The organism is Pantoea sp. PNA 14-12 (assembly GCF_004364735.1).
Taxonomy (GTDB): domain Bacteria; phylum Pseudomonadota; class Gammaproteobacteria; order Enterobacterales; family Enterobacteriaceae; genus Pantoea; species Pantoea stewartii.
On sequence record NZ_SOAJ01000001.1, the window covers coordinates 744,929 to 760,740 of the forward strand.

General features: G+C 54.4%; 14 protein-coding genes and 2 pseudogenes. 9 read left to right on the forward strand and 7 right to left on the reverse strand.

Annotated features, from left to right (window positions below; all coding sequences use genetic code 11):
- The 5 genes and pseudogenes from C7434_RS03625 to C7434_RS03645 all read left to right on the forward strand — a co-directional run.
- Positions 1-125 (forward strand): annotated as a pseudogene (locus tag C7434_RS03625) (phosphatase); the annotation flags it as partial.
- Between the two features lie 331 nt (positions 126-456).
- Positions 457-861, forward strand: a complete 405-nt coding sequence (locus tag C7434_RS03630; RefSeq protein WP_133745139.1) for a hypothetical protein — start codon at positions 457-459, stop codon at positions 859-861.
- 202 nt (positions 862-1,063) lie between these two features.
- Positions 1,064-1,267, forward strand: coding sequence for a hypothetical protein (locus tag C7434_RS03635; RefSeq protein WP_133745140.1), 204 nt, complete (start codon positions 1,064-1,066; stop codon positions 1,265-1,267).
- 933 nt (positions 1,268-2,200) lie between these two features.
- Positions 2,201-2,443: pseudogene (locus C7434_RS03640) on the forward strand (phosphatase); the annotation flags it as partial.
- 27 nt (positions 2,444-2,470) lie between these two features.
- Complete coding sequence (locus C7434_RS03645; protein ID WP_006119701.1) at positions 2,471-3,040, forward strand: molecular chaperone; 570 nt, start codon at positions 2,471-2,473, stop codon at positions 3,038-3,040.
- Position 3,041: 1 nt separating this feature from the next.
- On the opposite strand, the gene C7434_RS03650 is transcribed toward C7434_RS03645, so the two are convergent.
- Both C7434_RS03650 and C7434_RS03655 read right to left on the reverse strand, forming a co-directional pair.
- A complete protein-coding gene (locus C7434_RS03650) occupies positions 3,042-4,403 on the reverse strand; it encodes a CoA transferase (RefSeq protein ID WP_033737509.1) in 1,362 nt (453 codons plus the stop codon).
- Positions 4,404-4,450: 47 nt separating this feature from the next.
- A complete protein-coding gene (locus C7434_RS03655) occupies positions 4,451-5,335 on the reverse strand; it encodes an EamA family transporter (protein WP_006119699.1) in 885 nt (294 codons plus the stop codon).
- Between the two features lie 176 nt (positions 5,336-5,511).
- Between C7434_RS03655 and C7434_RS03660 the strand changes: the two genes are divergently transcribed.
- On the forward strand, positions 5,512-6,234 hold the full coding sequence (locus C7434_RS03660) for a glutamine amidotransferase (protein ID WP_033737507.1): 723 nt from the start codon (positions 5,512-5,514) through the stop codon (positions 6,232-6,234).
- Here C7434_RS03660 and C7434_RS03665 read toward each other — a convergent pair.
- Entirely contained in the window at positions 6,222-6,785 is a 564-nt protein-coding gene (locus C7434_RS03665) for a methyltransferase domain-containing protein (protein ID WP_133745141.1), read from the reverse strand. The genes C7434_RS03660 and C7434_RS03665 overlap by 13 nt on opposite strands.
- A 234-nt stretch (positions 6,786-7,019) precedes the next feature.
- On the opposite strand from C7434_RS03665, the gene C7434_RS03670 reads away from it, so the two are divergent.
- The 3 genes from C7434_RS03670 (at position 7,020) to C7434_RS03680 (ending at position 10,577) form a co-directional block, all read left to right on the forward strand.
- Positions 7,020-8,540: an aldehyde dehydrogenase family protein gene (locus C7434_RS03670; protein ID WP_133745142.1), complete on the forward strand. Its 1,521-nt coding sequence runs from the start codon at positions 7,020-7,022 to the stop codon at positions 8,538-8,540.
- Between the two features lie 174 nt (positions 8,541-8,714).
- Entirely contained in the window at positions 8,715-8,903 is a 189-nt protein-coding gene (locus tag C7434_RS03675) for a hypothetical protein (RefSeq protein ID WP_039340978.1), read from the forward strand.
- 465 nt (positions 8,904-9,368) lie between these two features.
- Positions 9,369-10,577: a cupin domain-containing protein gene (locus tag C7434_RS03680; protein ID WP_133745143.1), complete on the forward strand. Its 1,209-nt coding sequence runs from the start codon at positions 9,369-9,371 to the stop codon at positions 10,575-10,577.
- 42 nt (positions 10,578-10,619) lie between these two features.
- Here the strand turns inward: C7434_RS03680 and C7434_RS03685 are convergent, their stop codons facing one another.
- The 4 genes from C7434_RS03685 to C7434_RS03700 form a co-directional block, all read right to left on the reverse strand.
- Positions 10,620-11,312 (reverse strand): DUF4440 domain-containing protein, encoded by a 693-nt coding sequence (locus C7434_RS03685; RefSeq protein WP_033737501.1) that lies wholly within the window; start codon positions 11,310-11,312, stop codon positions 10,620-10,622.
- A 51-nt stretch (positions 11,313-11,363) separates the two neighbouring features.
- Positions 11,364-12,314: an alpha/beta hydrolase gene (locus C7434_RS03690; protein ID WP_033737758.1), complete on the reverse strand. Its 951-nt coding sequence runs from the start codon at positions 12,312-12,314 to the stop codon at positions 11,364-11,366.
- A 127-nt stretch (positions 12,315-12,441) separates the two neighbouring features.
- Positions 12,442-13,914, reverse strand: coding sequence for a glycoside hydrolase family 1 protein (locus C7434_RS03695; protein WP_033737500.1), 1,473 nt, complete (start codon positions 13,912-13,914; stop codon positions 12,442-12,444).
- Positions 13,915-13,924: 10 nt separating this feature from the next.
- Positions 13,925-15,772, reverse strand: coding sequence for a beta-glucoside-specific PTS transporter subunit IIABC (locus C7434_RS03700; RefSeq protein WP_033737499.1), 1,848 nt, complete (start codon positions 15,770-15,772; stop codon positions 13,925-13,927).
- Positions 15,773-15,812: the final 40 nt, after the last annotated feature.

Genomic DNA, 15,812 nt, shown 5'->3' on the forward strand with positions numbered 1-15,812 from the left:
GTCTGCGTATCGCCAGAGAAGTGGATTTTCCGGAGGATCGCGTGTTAAATGTCACGCCGCGTCGCCTGCTCGATTTTCTGGCACTGCGCACGGGCAAGACGATCCCCGAGCTGGCGGACTTTTAATTTTTCTCCTTCAAGGGATTGCTGGAAATTACTTCACTAAAAGATATTAGCGGCGCGAGATTAACTGACTTACAGGCTGGTCTTTTTTTAGATGCCTGCCATCTGGCGTTACTAAGTTTAGAGCCAGCCTGTGACAGATAAATAAGAGGTAGGAAAAGCATTTTGAACAAACAATGCATGATTATTATCGCGCTTGATAGTTCTGGTGACGCGGTTACCGGTTAGTCGACTCGTGGCCCCGTCGAAATTCCCAGGCGGCGATATACACCTGTTTGAAAACAGTCTTGTATCTCAGATAAGATTAAGCATTGCTCACCTTAAGGATGAAGACATGGACGCATCGAACATCGCACATGGCATATGGGACAGCATCAAGGGAATTCCTCAGAGCGCCTACTACGGAGCTAAACGCACTTACATCAGTACTGGTGCATTGGGTTATGATCGGCAGCTCAGAAATGAGCGGGAAAACGAGCGGTTCTATCAGGTCGTCAAATCACTTGCGAGCAATGAAGAACCTTTACGTCGTCTCGTCACCACTGTCATTACGGAGTTTTACAACAAACTTGATGAGCAGGGGAAAGAGAAAGTTCAAAATCAGGTAGCCTATGGTGCTGGACGTATCGGTGGACGAATTGGCGGTCAAGTGGTCGTGTCTCAGTCGATCGCAATGTTAATCATTAAAAATGCTCGCAGTAGCTACGCATACAAAGCACTGTTCCGCTTCAGTACTTAATTTGCTGTCAGTACTGCCTTGTGGCAAGGACTTATAGAAGAAGCAGCCCTTGCCAGCAGGCGTATGGCAAATCATTACAGTTCGACGTATTGGAAGGTACAGCCGCAAGGGCTTGATATGATTTACTTCGTAGTTGAAGATCAATTGAAACCCTACCTGGACTTTATCAGCAGCCATCCACAGACATGTAAAAGGATTAACGATGAAATCTGTAAATTTGCTGGCTAAGCTCTCGGCACATCTTCTTGAAGGAACAATTACAGTGATAATGAGTTTTCTTGCTCTTGCTTCGCTGTACGTCTTCGATAGCTGGCCATTGAAACTCTGCGGCTTCGTCGGATGTTTCCTCGTAGGTTATGGTGCTGCTTACTGGCTTGGTAAAGTCAGGGGAGAGCACAAGGAATGAATTAACGCTTTTTATCTTTAGCTCTGACATTGATAAATAATTATGCTGATCCAGCTTACTATTTTGATGTTGGCGAAAACGTAGCAAAAAGAAGGGGATTCTATTTTTTAATAATAGTAGTGATTCTTTTACAGAGTTAGTTCCAATGATCGTTGTTTCAGCAGTGTTAACCGAGCGATGAGCTTCTTTATCTCTCTAGAACTATGTTTCTATGTCGAGAAAAATTAAACCTGAAATTTATATGATGAAATAAATTTAATTTCTGAAGTCGTCTTTTTCTGCTCCTGAAGCCCAAGGTCCAATAACAGCATAAATAGCGATAGCATTGAAAATATCTATCTTACGCCTTTGCTATTGATCTTATTCCCATTTTTTAGTCCATCAGCCTAAACCTAACAGGGTGAGGATTAAAGATTCGACACCAAATATAAAGCTTCTTTATAAATTGATGAAAAGCATTAAGAATGCATTGGTTACTAGAAAAAAAGGGGGTAAAAATTAAAATGAACATTAACTCCTGTCCTTAATAGAATATTTCTACTTTATGGAATTTTTTATGTGAATCTTTATGTCCTGTTAAAGTTACTATATACACTAGCTCATCGGTTTACTTTAAGTTAATCTCAACCTCTTCAAGTTCGTGTTGATCCATAGTTCCTGTTAAAAGAATGTTGAGATTTATGTATTGGAATAATTTATGCGTGAAAGTAAGTTAAAATCATTAATTATATATTTTTATTGTCTGAGAATGATCATCACATGCTCTGATTATTAATCTTTCTTGTGCGTTTTAACAGAAAAATCGATCATTCTATAATGAGTTTTAGATAACAAGAAAATTTTAAAGTTAATAGGGAGTAAGAGGGTGTCTCTTGTTTAAAAAATTTTGAAATAGAGCTTTATCATTATATTCTGTATAGGATTTCCTCTTGGCACCCGAAATATCCCGTTAATATCACGGCGATTGCCGAAGCCGTCGGCAAGGCGGGTGGACGCCTGGCCGTCGGCTCTGATTCCCATACAGCATTTATACTGGGCAATTTTGAGCACTGCCTGCGTATCGCCAGAGAAGTGGATTTTCCGGAGGATCGCGTGTTAAATGTCACGCCGCGTCGCCTGCTCGATTTTCTGGCACTGCGCACGGGCAAGACGATCCCCGAGCTGGCGGACTTTTAATTTTTCTCCTTCAAGGAATTCTGACTCATGAATGAGTTTTCCATTCTGTGCCGCATTATCGGCTCGCTGTTTAACCGCCATCCGCAGGATCCCCTGCTGGCACCGCTGTTTACGCTGATTCGCGAAGGCAAACTGGCGGCGCAGTGGCCGCTGGAGCAGGATGCGCTGTTGAAACGGTTACAGCAGAGCAGCGATCCGCAGGCACTGACTGCCGACTATGAGGCGCTGTTTGTTGGCGAATCATGTAACGTTTCGCCCTTTGCCTCACACTGGCCGGAAGGAAAGCCGGAGTCCGAGATCCGCGCCTTTTTAACCTCGCGCGGTATGCCGCTGGGTGAAGCACCGACGGACCATTTTGGCGCGCTGTTGCTGGCGGCGTCATGGCTGGAAGATCAGTCTGCGGCAGACGAAAGCGCCGCTCAACTGGCGCTGTTTGATACGTTTCTGATGCCGTGGTGCGGCGCGTTCCTGGGCAAAGTCGAGGCGCATGCCACCACCGCCTTTTACCGCACCCTGGCCGAGTTGAGCCGTGAAGCGATTCAGGCCATGTACGATGAGCTGGTGGAAAGCGCCAGCGAGCAGGGCGACGACGCCTGATTTACCACGTCGCCGGATGGCTACCGGGTGGGCAGCCGGGCGTGGCACACTTCAGGGCGGTGCCGGGCAGCCATGCGGCGGAGTGCAGACGTACGCCGATTCCCCACGGTGTCAGTTCCAGGCTGGGCTGATTGTCGCTGTGCTGCGGGATGATCCCCGAATGGGCCATGTCGCTGGCGTAACGGTGCTGCTCCAGCAGCCAGGCGGTGCGCGCCAGCGACAGGCGCGTCTGGCTTCCGCTGCCTTCATGAAGGCGCTGACGCAGACCGGCCAGCACGGCCGCCGCTATCAGGTAACCCGTGGCATGATCCAGCGCCTGAACCGGCAGAGGCACCGGTGCAGTATGTTGCTTCCAGCGCATGCCCTGTTCGGCAATACCGCAACCCATCTGCACCAGACTGTCGAAACCGCGCCGGTTGCGCCAGGGGCCCTGCCAGCCCCAGGCATTCAGGCCCACGTCCACCAGGCCGGGACACAGGCTTTGCAGCGATTCCGCATCAAATCCCAGCTTTTCCAGCGCATCGGCACGGTAACCGTGCACAAGCACATCGGCCTGTTTCAGCAACCAGATAAACTGCGCACGGTCAGCGGGCTGTTTCAGGTCCAGCACGGCGCGGCGCTTGCCGCAGGCGAGCTCCTCATCCGCGCCCGGCTCCTGCCAGCCGGGTGGATCGATACGCAACACATTTGCCCCCAGGCCGGCGAGAAAGCGCGTGGCCACCGGGCCCGCGATGATGCGCGTCAGATCCAGCACCCTGATGCCCAGTAACGGACGCGCGTCGGGCAGCGCCCAGTCGACCGCAGGGCCTTCGGTCATGGTCTGCCGGGCAAACAACGGTTCATGTATGACGGCCAGTCCCTGCGGATGCTGTCGCCAGGCTTCAGCACTGCGCATTTCGGCAGCGCAACCGCCAGCGTCAATCACGGCCTGCTCCAGCTCGGAGGCCTGCCACTGCGCCACTTCCCGCGCCAGCGCATCCCGATCCGGATGCTGACCCAGCACGCTCTCCATCGCCAGGCGATGGTGGGGCGCATTGGTATGCAGACGGATCCAGCCGTTGCGGCAGGCGTAATCGCCCGCGAAAGCATCCCACAGTGCGGGTGCAGGGCGGTTAAGCGGCATAAAACTGTGCTGGAACCAGCGTGAGGCAAGGCGGACATTGATCTGTGCACGGACAGGACGATTGAGTAATTCAGCGATGCCCTGCGTCGCTAATCCCAGACTGGTGGCCGCCAGTTCACTGACGGCATAGGCGGAGGAAAAGGCCGCGTGATCGGTGAAAACGGGCAGCGCATGTGGCGCAGGGTTGCCATGCAATCCTTGCCACATCTGCTGCCAGAGTGCGTTGGCCAGATGATTCATGCTACAGGCTCCTGAAGCGGACGATTCCTGAAGCATAGCATGTGCCTTTAACGACGTCGTAAGCGCGGAAACCGGGCGTGCATGCGCAGATTACGCAGGTTGATTACCGCAATGGTAGTGCCGAGGATCACCAGCGAGGCACCAATAATTTTGAAACTGTTCAGGCTGTCGCCCAGCACCACAATGCCCATGATCACTGCCAGCACCGGTGTCAGCAGGGAGTAGGGCATAATCAGGTTAACGTTGTATTTCTTCAGTAGTGAATACCACAAGGTATAGGCGACTACCGAAGAGGCAATCGCACTGTAGAGAATGGCAAACCAGCCGCGCCAGCCCGCATGTTGCAGGGCATAAAGCTGATGTGATTCGGACATATAGCTGGCCGCGCCGACAATGGGCAACGCCAGAAACGCGATCCAGCCCGTCATGGTCAGCGGCTTAATCGGGGGCGATTTTTTCACAATCAGATTGCTCACCGCCCAGCCCGTGGCGCTGCACAGCAGGATACAGAGCACCCACCAGGCGGGGATCGTCGGGCTGCCGGACAGCACCACTACACCGCTCAGCGAAATCATAATGCCGATAAGCTGGATAAGCCGCAGCTTCTCTTTCAGGAATACCATCGCCAGCAGCATCGCAATCGGCGTGCCCAGTTGCACCACAATCGCTCCTGTTCCGGCATCGGTATAACGCATGCCGAGAAACAGCAGCGAGAAGTGCATAAAGCCAAACGTAAAGGCCAGCAGTAACAGCCAGGGAAACTGTTGACGGTTAATCCGGCAAAACGGTACCAGGACAATCGCCACGACGAAAAACCGCATCCAGGTCAGGAACAGGGGCGGTAAATCCACTAAGCCCCATTTCACCGCCACGTTATTAAAGGCCCAGATGGACACGACCATCAGAACCGTAAAGAAATGCCGCACTGCCACAATGTCATCCTTTGAAAAAACACGTTACCCGATAATCATGGCATGAACCCGCGCGGTTAAGACAATGATTAACGTTTTTTTTATTTAGTTAACTCTAAAAATTCATAAGACTTTTACAACAGTTGCTGTCAGACTGATTTTCCGAAACGTTAACGCCTGTGAGGATCCGATTCGGTATGACTTATGCACCTGCCTTGCCGCTTGCCCTGATTCAGTTAGATGTTCCTCCTGCCAGTGTGGTCGAAAAAATCGGTGAACAACCGGTCTGGTTTATTGATGCTCTGAATTTACAGCCTGAAGATTACCTTATCGTCCGTCCGCATCTGGGTGAGCCGTTGCCACAGTTTACTGAAATCTCCGGCGCGGTATTAAGCGGTTCGTGGGCAATGGTGACTGACCATGAGGAGTGGAGCGAACGCACCGCCGCCTGGGTTCGCGCGGGGATGGACGCGCAGTTGCCACTACTGGGCGTGTGTTACGGGCATCAGCTCATGGCGTATGCGCTGGGAGGTAAAGTCGCGGACAACCCTCATGGCTGGGAACGGGGATTACTGGCGCTGAACACGACGACCGCGGCGAAGCACGATCCCCTGCTTGCGACCCTGCCGGAACACTTCGAGGCCTGGCTTTCTCATCGTCAGTCGGTGGTGATACCGCCGCCGCAGTCGACGATTCTGGCACAGTCAGAAAAAGATCCCTGCCAGGTATTGCGCTATTCGCCGAATGCGCTGTCCATGCAGTTCCATCCCGAATTTGATCGCCAGATTATGGATGCCTGTCTGCCCGACGATGTAGACAGCGATGGCGCCGAACTGCAGGGGGCGGACTGGGCACGCAGCATTTTAACCCATTTCTGGCTGCAAACGCGCCCGGCGGTCGACAGCGCTCAGGGCGCATAGTGACGGGCGCAGCGGTAAACCCAGGCGGGCGGCACGTTTTTTAAAACCCGCTGACGTTCCCAGGTAAAGTAACGGGACAAATCGGGCTGGGTCAGGGATGTGTACTGAAACTGTACAAAGACGCCGTTTGGGCCCAGCGAGTGGAAAACCGCCTGTAAAATCGCCTCGCGCAGTTCCGGCGACAGCGACAGAAGCGGAAGGCCAGAAAAAATAGCGTCATAGCTGCCGTTCAGGTACTCCGCCGAACAGGTGCGTACCGTCATGCGTTCATCATCCAGCGCGTTAAGCTTTTGTGCCAGCGCGCTGCTGATTTCAAATACGTCCAGTGTGGCCTCAGGTGCCATCTTTGCCAGCAGGCGACGCGTCAGCACACCATCGCCTGCGCCTAACTCAGCGATCCGGAATTGATGACGCCAGTCGACCGCTTCCACCATGGTGCGACACAGCGCTTCGGAAGACGGCGTGATGCTGCCCATCTTGCGCGGATTGCGGATGAACTGGTGGACGAAATCTGCTTTTGCGCGCATTAACGTGAAAGCCGAAGCCAACATGCTGACCTACCTCCAGAGTGAACATATCCTCATATTGACCTCATTCGCGCCGAAAGTTTCCAGTTAACAGGCGAAGCGGTAAAAAGTCGGAATTATCTGTAGTGGCTCTGGCGGGTATTTCCTTCGCCGCGGTCACAGTTTAGGGACAACAAACCTGTCAGGCTGGCGCTGATCGAATATGTTAACAACAAGTTTCATAGTTGTTTCACATCACACAGCGTAAGGAGATCCAGCATGCGTTATGCCGCTCCAGGAGAACAGGGTTCTCTCATCACTTTGCAGAAGCACTACGGCAATTTCATCAACGGCGAGTTCGTCGCCCCGGTAAACGGTAACTATTTTACCAATACGTCCCCCGTTAACGGCTCAGCCGCGGGCGAGTTTCCCCGATCGGACAAGGCCGATGTCGATAAGGCCGTGGCGGCGGCCGCCGCAGCCGCTGACGCATGGGGCAAAACCTCACCTCAGCAACGTGCGCTGGTACTGTTAAAAATTGCTGACCGCCTGGAAGAAAATCTGGAATACATGGCTGTCAATGAAACATGGGATAACGGTAAGCCGGTGCGGGAAACGCTGGCTGCGGATATGCCGCTGGCGGTGGATCATTTCCGTTATTTCGCCGGTTGCGTCAGGGCGCAGGAGGGCAGCGCAGCTGAAATCGACGAGTTTACCGCCGCCTATCATTTCCACGAGCCACTGGGCGTGGTGGCGCAGATTATTCCGTGGAACTTCCCGCTGCTGATGGCGGCCTGGAAGCTGGCACCGGCACTGGGTGCGGGCAACTGCGTGGTGCTTAAACCGGCAGAACAAACGCCGCTGTCGATCACGCTGTTTGTTGAACTGATTCAAGATCTGCTGCCGCCCGGTGTGGTGAACGTGATTCACGGCTACGGAAAAGAAGCCGGTGAGGCGCTGGCCTCGCATCCCGGTATTGCCAAGGTGGCCTTTACCGGATCGACGGCGACGGGCGGACACATTCTGGAGCTGGCGGCGAAAAGCCTGATCCCGTCCACCGTTGAGCTGGGCGGTAAATCACCTAACATCTTCTTCGAAGACATTATGCAGGCCGAAGAGAGCTTTATTGAAAAAGCGGCAGAGGGCGTAGTGTTGGGCTTCCTGAATCAGGGCGAAGTCTGTACCTGCCCGTCGCGCGCGCTGGTGCAGGAATCCATCTATGAGCCCTTTATGGCGGCGGTGCTTAAACGTATCAAAACCATCAGACGCGGCGATCCGCTGGATACGGAGACCATGGTCGGTGCTCAGGCGTCACAGCAGCAGTTCGACAAAATACTCTCGTATCTGGAGATTGCCCGTCAGGAAGGGGCCGAAATCCTCACCGGCGGCGGCGTTGAAAAGCTCGACGATGCGCTCGCCAGCGGCTACTACATCCAGCCGACGCTGCTGAAAGGCAACAACAGCATGCGCGTCTTCCAGGAGGAGATCTTTGGGCCGGTTGTCGGCATCACTACCTTTAAAGACGAGGCAGAAGCTATCGCCATCGCCAATGATTCCATCTATGGGCTGGGCGCGGGCGTCTGGACGCGGGATATCAACCGCGCCTATCGGGTGGGCCGTGCGATCAAAGCCGGTCGCGTCTGGACTAACTGTTACCATCTCTATCCTGCCCATGCCGCCTTTGGCGGGTACAAGAAATCGGGCATTGGTCGTGAAACCCACAAGATGATGCTTGATCACTATCAGCAGACTAAAAACCTGCTGGTGAGTTACAGCATTCAGCCACTTGGCTTCTTCTGACCTGGTGCGGCGTGCCCTGTGCACGCCGCATTTTCCTCTGATTGTTGTCATATAAGCGTAATCTGCTTGTGACAGGGTGATTAGCGGCTATTATCGATCCTTCGCAGTGATCATTTCGTGCCTGTGTTGACTGGATTACCTGCTTCACTATGGATAACTGAACAGAGACGATTTATGCAAAATGCTTACGACTATCTGAACCTGATGGATGAGGTGCTCGACGGACCGGAAGAGAGCATCATCATCGTTAATCTGCCTGAACGGCACAGCGCTTACCCGTCTTGTGCGCAACAACCTGATGCGCCTTTCTCCGCACGCGCACCCCAACAGGCCGCCAGACCGCGTCGGGACGGCGTGTTCTGACAGGACGTTCACGTCGGGTCACGCAGGTTATGTCGGCCAGACGCCGCACTCATCCGACTTATCTGCGCCCTGGTCAGGCGGTCAGGACACCACCGTCATGCTGGCCGGATAACCTGATCGCCCGTTATGCAGTCAATTCACCTTATGCCTGCTCAGTCACCCGCCTGCGCCGGTGCACTCACTGCTCTGCACCTGTAACAAAGTGTGATCAAAAACGATACGAAGGCCGGACGCGAAAATTATCTTTTCATGCCAGTTCTGGGGCAGTATCAATAAGAAAACTTAACCATTCCTAAACCAGCGGCAAAAAGTTCGCACGCGTTGATAACTTCTGCGCCATACCTGTCTTGTGGTTGTCATCAAAATTTACATATCACATAAATAAAATTTAACTTTCCCCGCTATACATTCCTTAGGACAGTGCATGTCGGCGACTTTATCAGCAAGGAACGAGGTAGTGTATTTATGAGTAAATTAACCCGAAGAAGTTTTATGGCTTTTGCGGCGGGCGGCACCGTCGCGCTGGCGGCCGGACAGGTGCACGCGCATAACAGCATCCAGTCTTTTTCCGGCGGGGGCCGCGATCCCGGCCCGCACGATCCGATCCGCGAAGCCGAAAACCCGGATATCGTGAATCCACCGGCGACGGACAGCGGCACGTTACCGAATCTGCGCTTTTCCTTCAGTGACGCGCACGTACGTAAAAGCAGCGGTGGATGGACCCGCCAGGTCACTCAACGTGAGCTCGGCGTCTCCACCACGATTGCGGGCGTGGATATGCGCCTCAATGCAGGGGGCATTCGTGAGCTGCACTGGCATAAAGAGGGCGAATGGGCCTACATGACCTATGGCAACGCCCGCGTCACGGCGTTTGATACCGACGGCACCTGGTTCGTGGACGATATTGGCGTGGGTGATTTGTGGTATTTCCCGCCGGGCATTCCGCACTCTATTCAGGGCCTGGGGCCGGACGGCTGTGAGTTCCTGCTGGCCTTTGACAACGGTGGATTCGATGAAGACAGCACCTTCCTGCTGTCCGACTGGTTTAAACATATTCCGCCCGAGATCTTGGCGAAAAACTTTAAGGTCCCTGTCTCAACCTTTGCGAAATTACCGTCGCCGCAGGACGAATATATCTTTGCCGCACCGGTGCCCGGCAGCCTGTCATCGGTGCAGGTACAAGGGGCAACCAAAGCCAAGCGCACCTTTACTCACCGTATGCTGGCGCAGGACCCGATCAAAGCGCCAGGCGGCACGGTCCGCATCACCGACTCTTCCACCTTTAAGGTCTCCAAAACCATTGCGGCGGCACTGGTCGAGATCGAACCCGGTGGCTTGCGTGAGCTGCACTGGCATCCAAACAACGATGAGTGGCAATACTATCTGGAAGGCGAAGGACGCATGGGCGTGTTTGGTTCATCCGGCCAGGCCAGAACCTTTGATTACCGGGCCGGAGATGTCGGCTATGTGCCGTTCGCCATGGGGCACTATGTGGAAAACACCGGCAAGGGGCCGCTGCGGTTCCTGGAGCTGTTCAAAAGCGATTATTACGCTGACATTTCACTGAATCAATGGCTGGCCGGTACGCCGCGCGACCTGGTGAAACAACACCTGCAACTGGACGATGCGTTTATGGATGCGCTGTCGTTGCAGAAAAACCCGGTAGTGAAATAGCCAGGCGGGCGCATCCGTCTTCAGGATGCGCCGGTATCCGCACTAAAAATCCGGTTCTGCTGCGGGGCTGGCCTGATGAAAAATCATCTGCCAGCCTTGCGTTGCGTGATACACCCAATGGGACGACCGCCATGCGGCATGGCGGCCATCGGGTCTTGCGGTACGGTAAAGCAACAGGGCGTGATGTGTTCCTGTCTGTATCAGCTGAAAATCGCGGCTGACGATTGCCGGCGCATGCGCTTCAGCTTGTAAGGCCGCAATCGTCTGCGCGCGATTCACCCGCACGCCCGAGCGGGTAATTTCCTGAAATTCAGGATGCAGTCGCTGCGCCAGCCAGGCTGCATCGTAACGTTTTTCCTGATGCAGACTGCATTCCAGCGCCGTCAACGCGGCAAGCAGTGTCTGATAGCGTCCTGTCTCCGTCTCACAGGGGGCGGAGTGATGTATCACTGCCACCTGAGAATCGAGCTGAATCGCGGGATAGTGCTCCTGCATGCCTGCCAGCAGTTCCGCATCGGGCCATTCCCCATCTTTGCCCAGATGCTGCGCGACGGATGACAGCGGCATCATGACAACCCGTTCAACAGTCACAATGACGCTGTCAGCAGGATCTTCGTGGTTGATATAACGCAGTGGACCGGGCGTAATGGCCTGTTCCTGCCAGCGTATCGTATGGCGTTTGTTGCCCGCCCGCACCGCTGTCATCAGGCGAGGCACAATGTGCAGCATTTGCATCACTTCACTCCGTGAGCCCTGGATGGACGTTAACCCTGGCTTGGCTGAGTATCAGGGCGCAAAGCGCAACAGCCAGATTTGGCGCAGTTCCCGGGCCTGCAACGATACTGCCGCCGTCTCACTGCCGTGGAAACCATGAAACGCGCCTGGCCAGACGTGCAACTCCACGGCAACCCCGGCGCGGATTAACCGTTGTGCATAGTCGAGGTTCTCATCCAGAAACAGGTCCAGCGTGCCCACGCCAATCCAGGCCGGGGGAAGTCCGCGCAGGTCTGTGGCGCGAGCGGGGGCCGCATAAGGCGAAACGGCTTCGCCACCGGGTGCTTCGCCCAGCAGCGCCGACCAGCCGATGCGGTTGTATTCCCGCGTCCAGACAAACTCGCCGGTCACGGGATTGGGACGGGTTTCGGTGACTGTGCGGTCATCCAGCATCGGGAACATCAGATTCTGAAAGGCCAGCGTGGGGCCATTCCGATCGCGGGTGAACAGCGCCAGTGAGGCCGCCAGCCCGGCACCGGCGCTGTCGCCCATAACACCGATACGTGCCGGATCGATGCCCAGCATCGCGGCTTCATTCACCATCCAGTTCAGCACCTGATAGCTGTCTTCCAGCGATCCCGGAAATACGGTTTCCGGTGACAGCCGATAGTCCACCGAGACCACCACACAGTTATGTCGCCGTGCCGTCGCGCTGGTCAGCGACAGGGACTGCTCCGGGCTGCCAAACAGATGACCGCCGCCATGAAGATGTAATATGCCCATGCGTTTACCGACGGCCGCAACGGGCGTGATCACACAGACTCTGACCGACGGATGGCCGGGAAACGCGATCAGGTGTTCATCAATGTTCAGCCCCTGGTCGCGGTACGACGGGACCTGCTTAAGCGCAGCATCCTGGCGCTGCTGGCGTAGCGCAATGATTGCGTCAGGCGTGAGTTCCAGCGGCGCGCTGTTAGCGAGCAGGGGACGTAGCTCGGGATCGACGAGATGCAGCGTGTTCAACTTAACCCTCTCTTCAGGTTGATGTGACAGCAACGTGTTTCTGCCAGATATGCATGGTAGCGGCTGAGATCAAAATGACCTGCTGACAGCGACTGCCAGCAGGTCACAGCAATGGCGTTCAACCGGCTTAATGACCCGTGTCTTCGCCATTAGAGGCTATCAGTTTTTTATACCAGTGATAGCTCTTTTTTAAGGTACGTTTCTGCGTGCCATTACCCATATCGTCCTGATCCACGTAGATAAACCCATAACGTTTAGACATCTGCGCCGTACCTGCGCTCACCACGTCAATCGGTCCCCACCAGGTGTAGCCAAACAGGGGAACGCCATCTGCAATGGCCTCTTTCATTTGCACGACGTGCTGGCGCAGGTAGTCAATGCGGTAATCGTCATCAATACTGCCATCGGGCTTGACGGTATCCACTGCGCCCAGGCCGTTTTCGGCAATAAAGAGCGGCTTTTGATAGCGATCATACAGCTGATTCAGTGCCAGTCGCAGGCCTTTGGGATCGATTTGCCAGCCCCATTCACTGGTTTCCAGGTGCGGATTTCTGATGCCGCCAGTGATCAGGTTGCCCTGCGCGCCGGTGAGTTTTTCAGGATGGGCGCTGACCGTACTGGACATGTAATAGCTAAAGGAAACAAAGTCCACCGGATGTTGCCGCAGGATTTCATCGTCGCCCACGGCTTTAATCAGCTGTACGCCTTTTTCCGCCAGCATTCTTTCTGCATAAGCCGGATAGTAGCCGCGTGCCTGCACATCGCTAAAAAACAACGACACGCGCTGCATTTCTTCGCACGCCTGCACATCATCCGGATGGCAGGTGTGCGGATACAGGATTTGATAGCTGATCATACAGCCCACCTGCGCCCCGGGAATAATGGCGTGGCAAGCCTTTGTCGCCAGCGCGCTGGCGACAAACTGATGATGGGCACCCTGGTATTTATCCTGTTCAATATGCGGGTGACCTTCTTCAATTACGCCAATGCTCACGTAAGGGTGATGCTTAACACAGTTGATCTCGTTGAACGTCATCCAGTATTTCACTTTTTTGCGATAGCGCATAAAAACTGTGGTGGCAAAACGCACATAGAAATCTACCAACTGGCGATTGGGCCAGCCGCCGTAATCCGTCACCAGCGCAAGCGGCATTTCGTAATGTGACAATGACACAATCGGTTCGATCCCGTGAGCGAGCAGAGCATCCAGCACTGCATCATAAAACTGCAGGCCCGCCTCGTTGGGTTCTGCTTCATCGCCGCGTGGAAAGATGCGCGTCCAGGCAATCGACATCCTGAAGCACCTGAATCCCATCCCGGCGAACAGCGCGATATCCTCTTTAAAGTGGGTGTAAAACCCGTTGCCTTTACGTTTGGGATAATATTTTTTGCTCTCCGGATTCTGTGCTTCCGCTACCTGCGCATGGGTCATGCTTAACCACTGATCCAGCCACTGGTCTTGCGGTGTGGATGCGTCAAAGGTGTACACATCCGATACGGACAGCCCTTTACCGCCGACATGCCAGGCGCCCTCAAGCTGATTCGCGGCCGTGGCACCGCCCCACAGAAAACCTTCGGGAAAAGAGGGTGAATACGTCATGCTTTGCTCCTTAAACCGCCGCAGCGGTGAGTGTCAGAAAAGCGTCACGGCAGGCGATATGTCCCCCGGCTTTTACCGGGCGAACCTCGCCATAGCGTTCGCAGTTGGTCACGATTACAATCACGCTCGGATCGATGCCTTCGGCCTCAAGCGCGTTCAGATCGAATGTGATCAGCAGATCGCCGGTGCGGATAAACTGGCCCGGCTGAATATGGCTGGTGAAATGGCGGCCGCCGAGTTTCACGGTATCGATGCCAATGTGGATCAGGATTTCCGCGCCAGTGTCACTTTTCAGCCCCAGCGCGTGGTGGGTTTCAAAGAGCGACTCGACGCGGCCATCAATGGGGGAGCGCAACTTGCCGCCGGTCGGGTAAATCGCCAGCCCTTTGCCAAAAATTTCATCGGCAAAAACCGGATCGGCTAAGGCGCTTAACGGAGTGATCTCACCGCTGACCGGCGCAAAAAGCCTTACGTGGTCCTGCGTATGATGACAGTGTGAGGAGGCTGTATTGTCCACGTTCTTCCGGGTCGCTTCCTCAAAACCCAGTATGACGGTCAGCAGGGCCGCACTGGAAAAGGCAATGACCAGACTCAGCAGTGCTGATAAGAAGGTGGGACCAACCAGGGCGGGAATGCCGGGCAGGCCGCTGAGTGCAAACGCATAGGTTTTTACGCCCATCGCCATCGCAAACGCGCCACCACAGGCACCGCCAAGCAGAGCGGCGGCAAAGGGACGTTTGTAGCGAATGTTGATGCCGTACATCGCAGGCTCGGTGATGCCCATGGCAGCACTGAAGCTGGTGGTAAGCGCCAGCGATTTAAGCTTTTTATCCCGGGCCCGCAGAAAGACGCCAAACGCCGCACCGGCCTGACCAAGGTTGGCCACATAGAAAAGAATTTTAAACGGGTCGAATCCCAGATGGCTGATGTTATGGATCATGACCGGCACCAGCACATAGTGCATGCCGGTAATAATAATCAGCGACAACGTCCCGCCGACCACCACGCCCGCGATAATGCCCATGTTTTCGACCAGCCAGATAATGCCCCCGGTCAGCGCGTTACCGGCAAAAATCCCTAATGGCCCGATAGCGATCAGCGTCACCGGCGTGACGATAAGCAGGCTTAAAAGCGGAACAAACATGGTTTTGAGGGCGGCAGGGATAACGCGGTCAATCAGGCGCTCCACGTAACTCAACAGCCAGATTGATAGCAGGACCGGAATGACTGTCGAAGCATAGTTCACCGTGGGAACGGGTAAACCCAGAAAACGTATCGGCTCACCTGCGGTAAAGAGGGTTTGCAGGGCAGGGTGAAAGAGTGATGCCGCCAGCGCAACAGCGACATAAGGATTGGCACCAAAGCGTTTTGCCGCACTGAACGCCAGCGCCAGCGGCAAAAAATAGAACACGCCATCGCTGATCGCCAGCAGGATCTGGTAGCTCTGGTTTTGTGTCTCCAGCCAGTGAAACGCCACCATTAGCGCCAGAATGCCCTTGAGAATCCCTGCACCCGCTATGGCCGGAATAATCGGTGAGAATATGCCGGACAACCCTTCAAGCACTGCGGAAACAGGGTTACAGCGCGAAGCAGGGCGGACAGAAGCTTCCTGAAGCGGAAGCTGACTGAGCAGCGCATCGCACAGTGGTTTGACATCATTACCGATGATGAGTTGAAACTGGTCGCCAGAAATATTAACCCCGATCACGCCATCCAGTGCTTCAAGCGCGTGACGGTCGGCTTTACTGTTATCTCTTAGTAAAAAACGCAGGCGGGTAATGCAGTGAAATAAAGACTGTACGTTATCTTTTCCGCCTATCAGGGGAATAATTTGCTGTGCGGTGTCCTGATAATTCATAAATCCCTCCAGACTGAAGTCGATATGACGTCATCCACAA

Bases quoted from the DNA above. Each gene is read 5' to 3' on its own strand.
- C7434_RS03665 (WP_133745141.1), bottom strand. From the start codon at position 6,785: ATGTTGGCTTCGGCTTTCACGTTAATGCGCGCAAAAGCAGATTTCGTC.
- C7434_RS03660 (WP_033737507.1), top strand. From the start codon at position 5,512: ATGACTTATGCACCTGCCTTGCCGCTTGCCCTGATTCAGTTAGATGTT.
- C7434_RS03645 (WP_006119701.1), top strand. From the start codon at position 2,471: ATGAATGAGTTTTCCATTCTGTGCCGCATTATCGGCTCGCTGTTTAAC.
- C7434_RS03650 (WP_033737509.1), bottom strand. From the start codon at position 4,403: ATGAATCATCTGGCCAACGCACTCTGGCAGCAGATGTGGCAAGGATTG.
- C7434_RS03680 (WP_133745143.1), top strand. From the start codon at position 9,369: ATGAGTAAATTAACCCGAAGAAGTTTTATGGCTTTTGCGGCGGGCGGC.
- C7434_RS03685 (WP_033737501.1), bottom strand. From the start codon at position 11,312: ATGCAAATGCTGCACATTGTGCCTCGCCTGATGACAGCGGTGCGGGCG.
- C7434_RS03630 (WP_133745139.1), top strand. From the start codon at position 457: ATGGACGCATCGAACATCGCACATGGCATATGGGACAGCATCAAGGGA.
- C7434_RS03695 (WP_033737500.1), bottom strand. From the start codon at position 13,914: ATGACGTATTCACCCTCTTTTCCCGAAGGTTTTCTGTGGGGCGGTGCC.
- C7434_RS03700 (WP_033737499.1), bottom strand. From the start codon at position 15,772: ATGAATTATCAGGACACCGCACAGCAAATTATTCCCCTGATAGGCGGA.
- C7434_RS03675 (WP_039340978.1), top strand. From the start codon at position 8,715: ATGCAAAATGCTTACGACTATCTGAACCTGATGGATGAGGTGCTCGAC.
- C7434_RS03635 (WP_133745140.1), top strand. From the start codon at position 1,064: ATGAAATCTGTAAATTTGCTGGCTAAGCTCTCGGCACATCTTCTTGAA.
- C7434_RS03670 (WP_133745142.1), top strand. From the start codon at position 7,020: ATGCGTTATGCCGCTCCAGGAGAACAGGGTTCTCTCATCACTTTGCAG.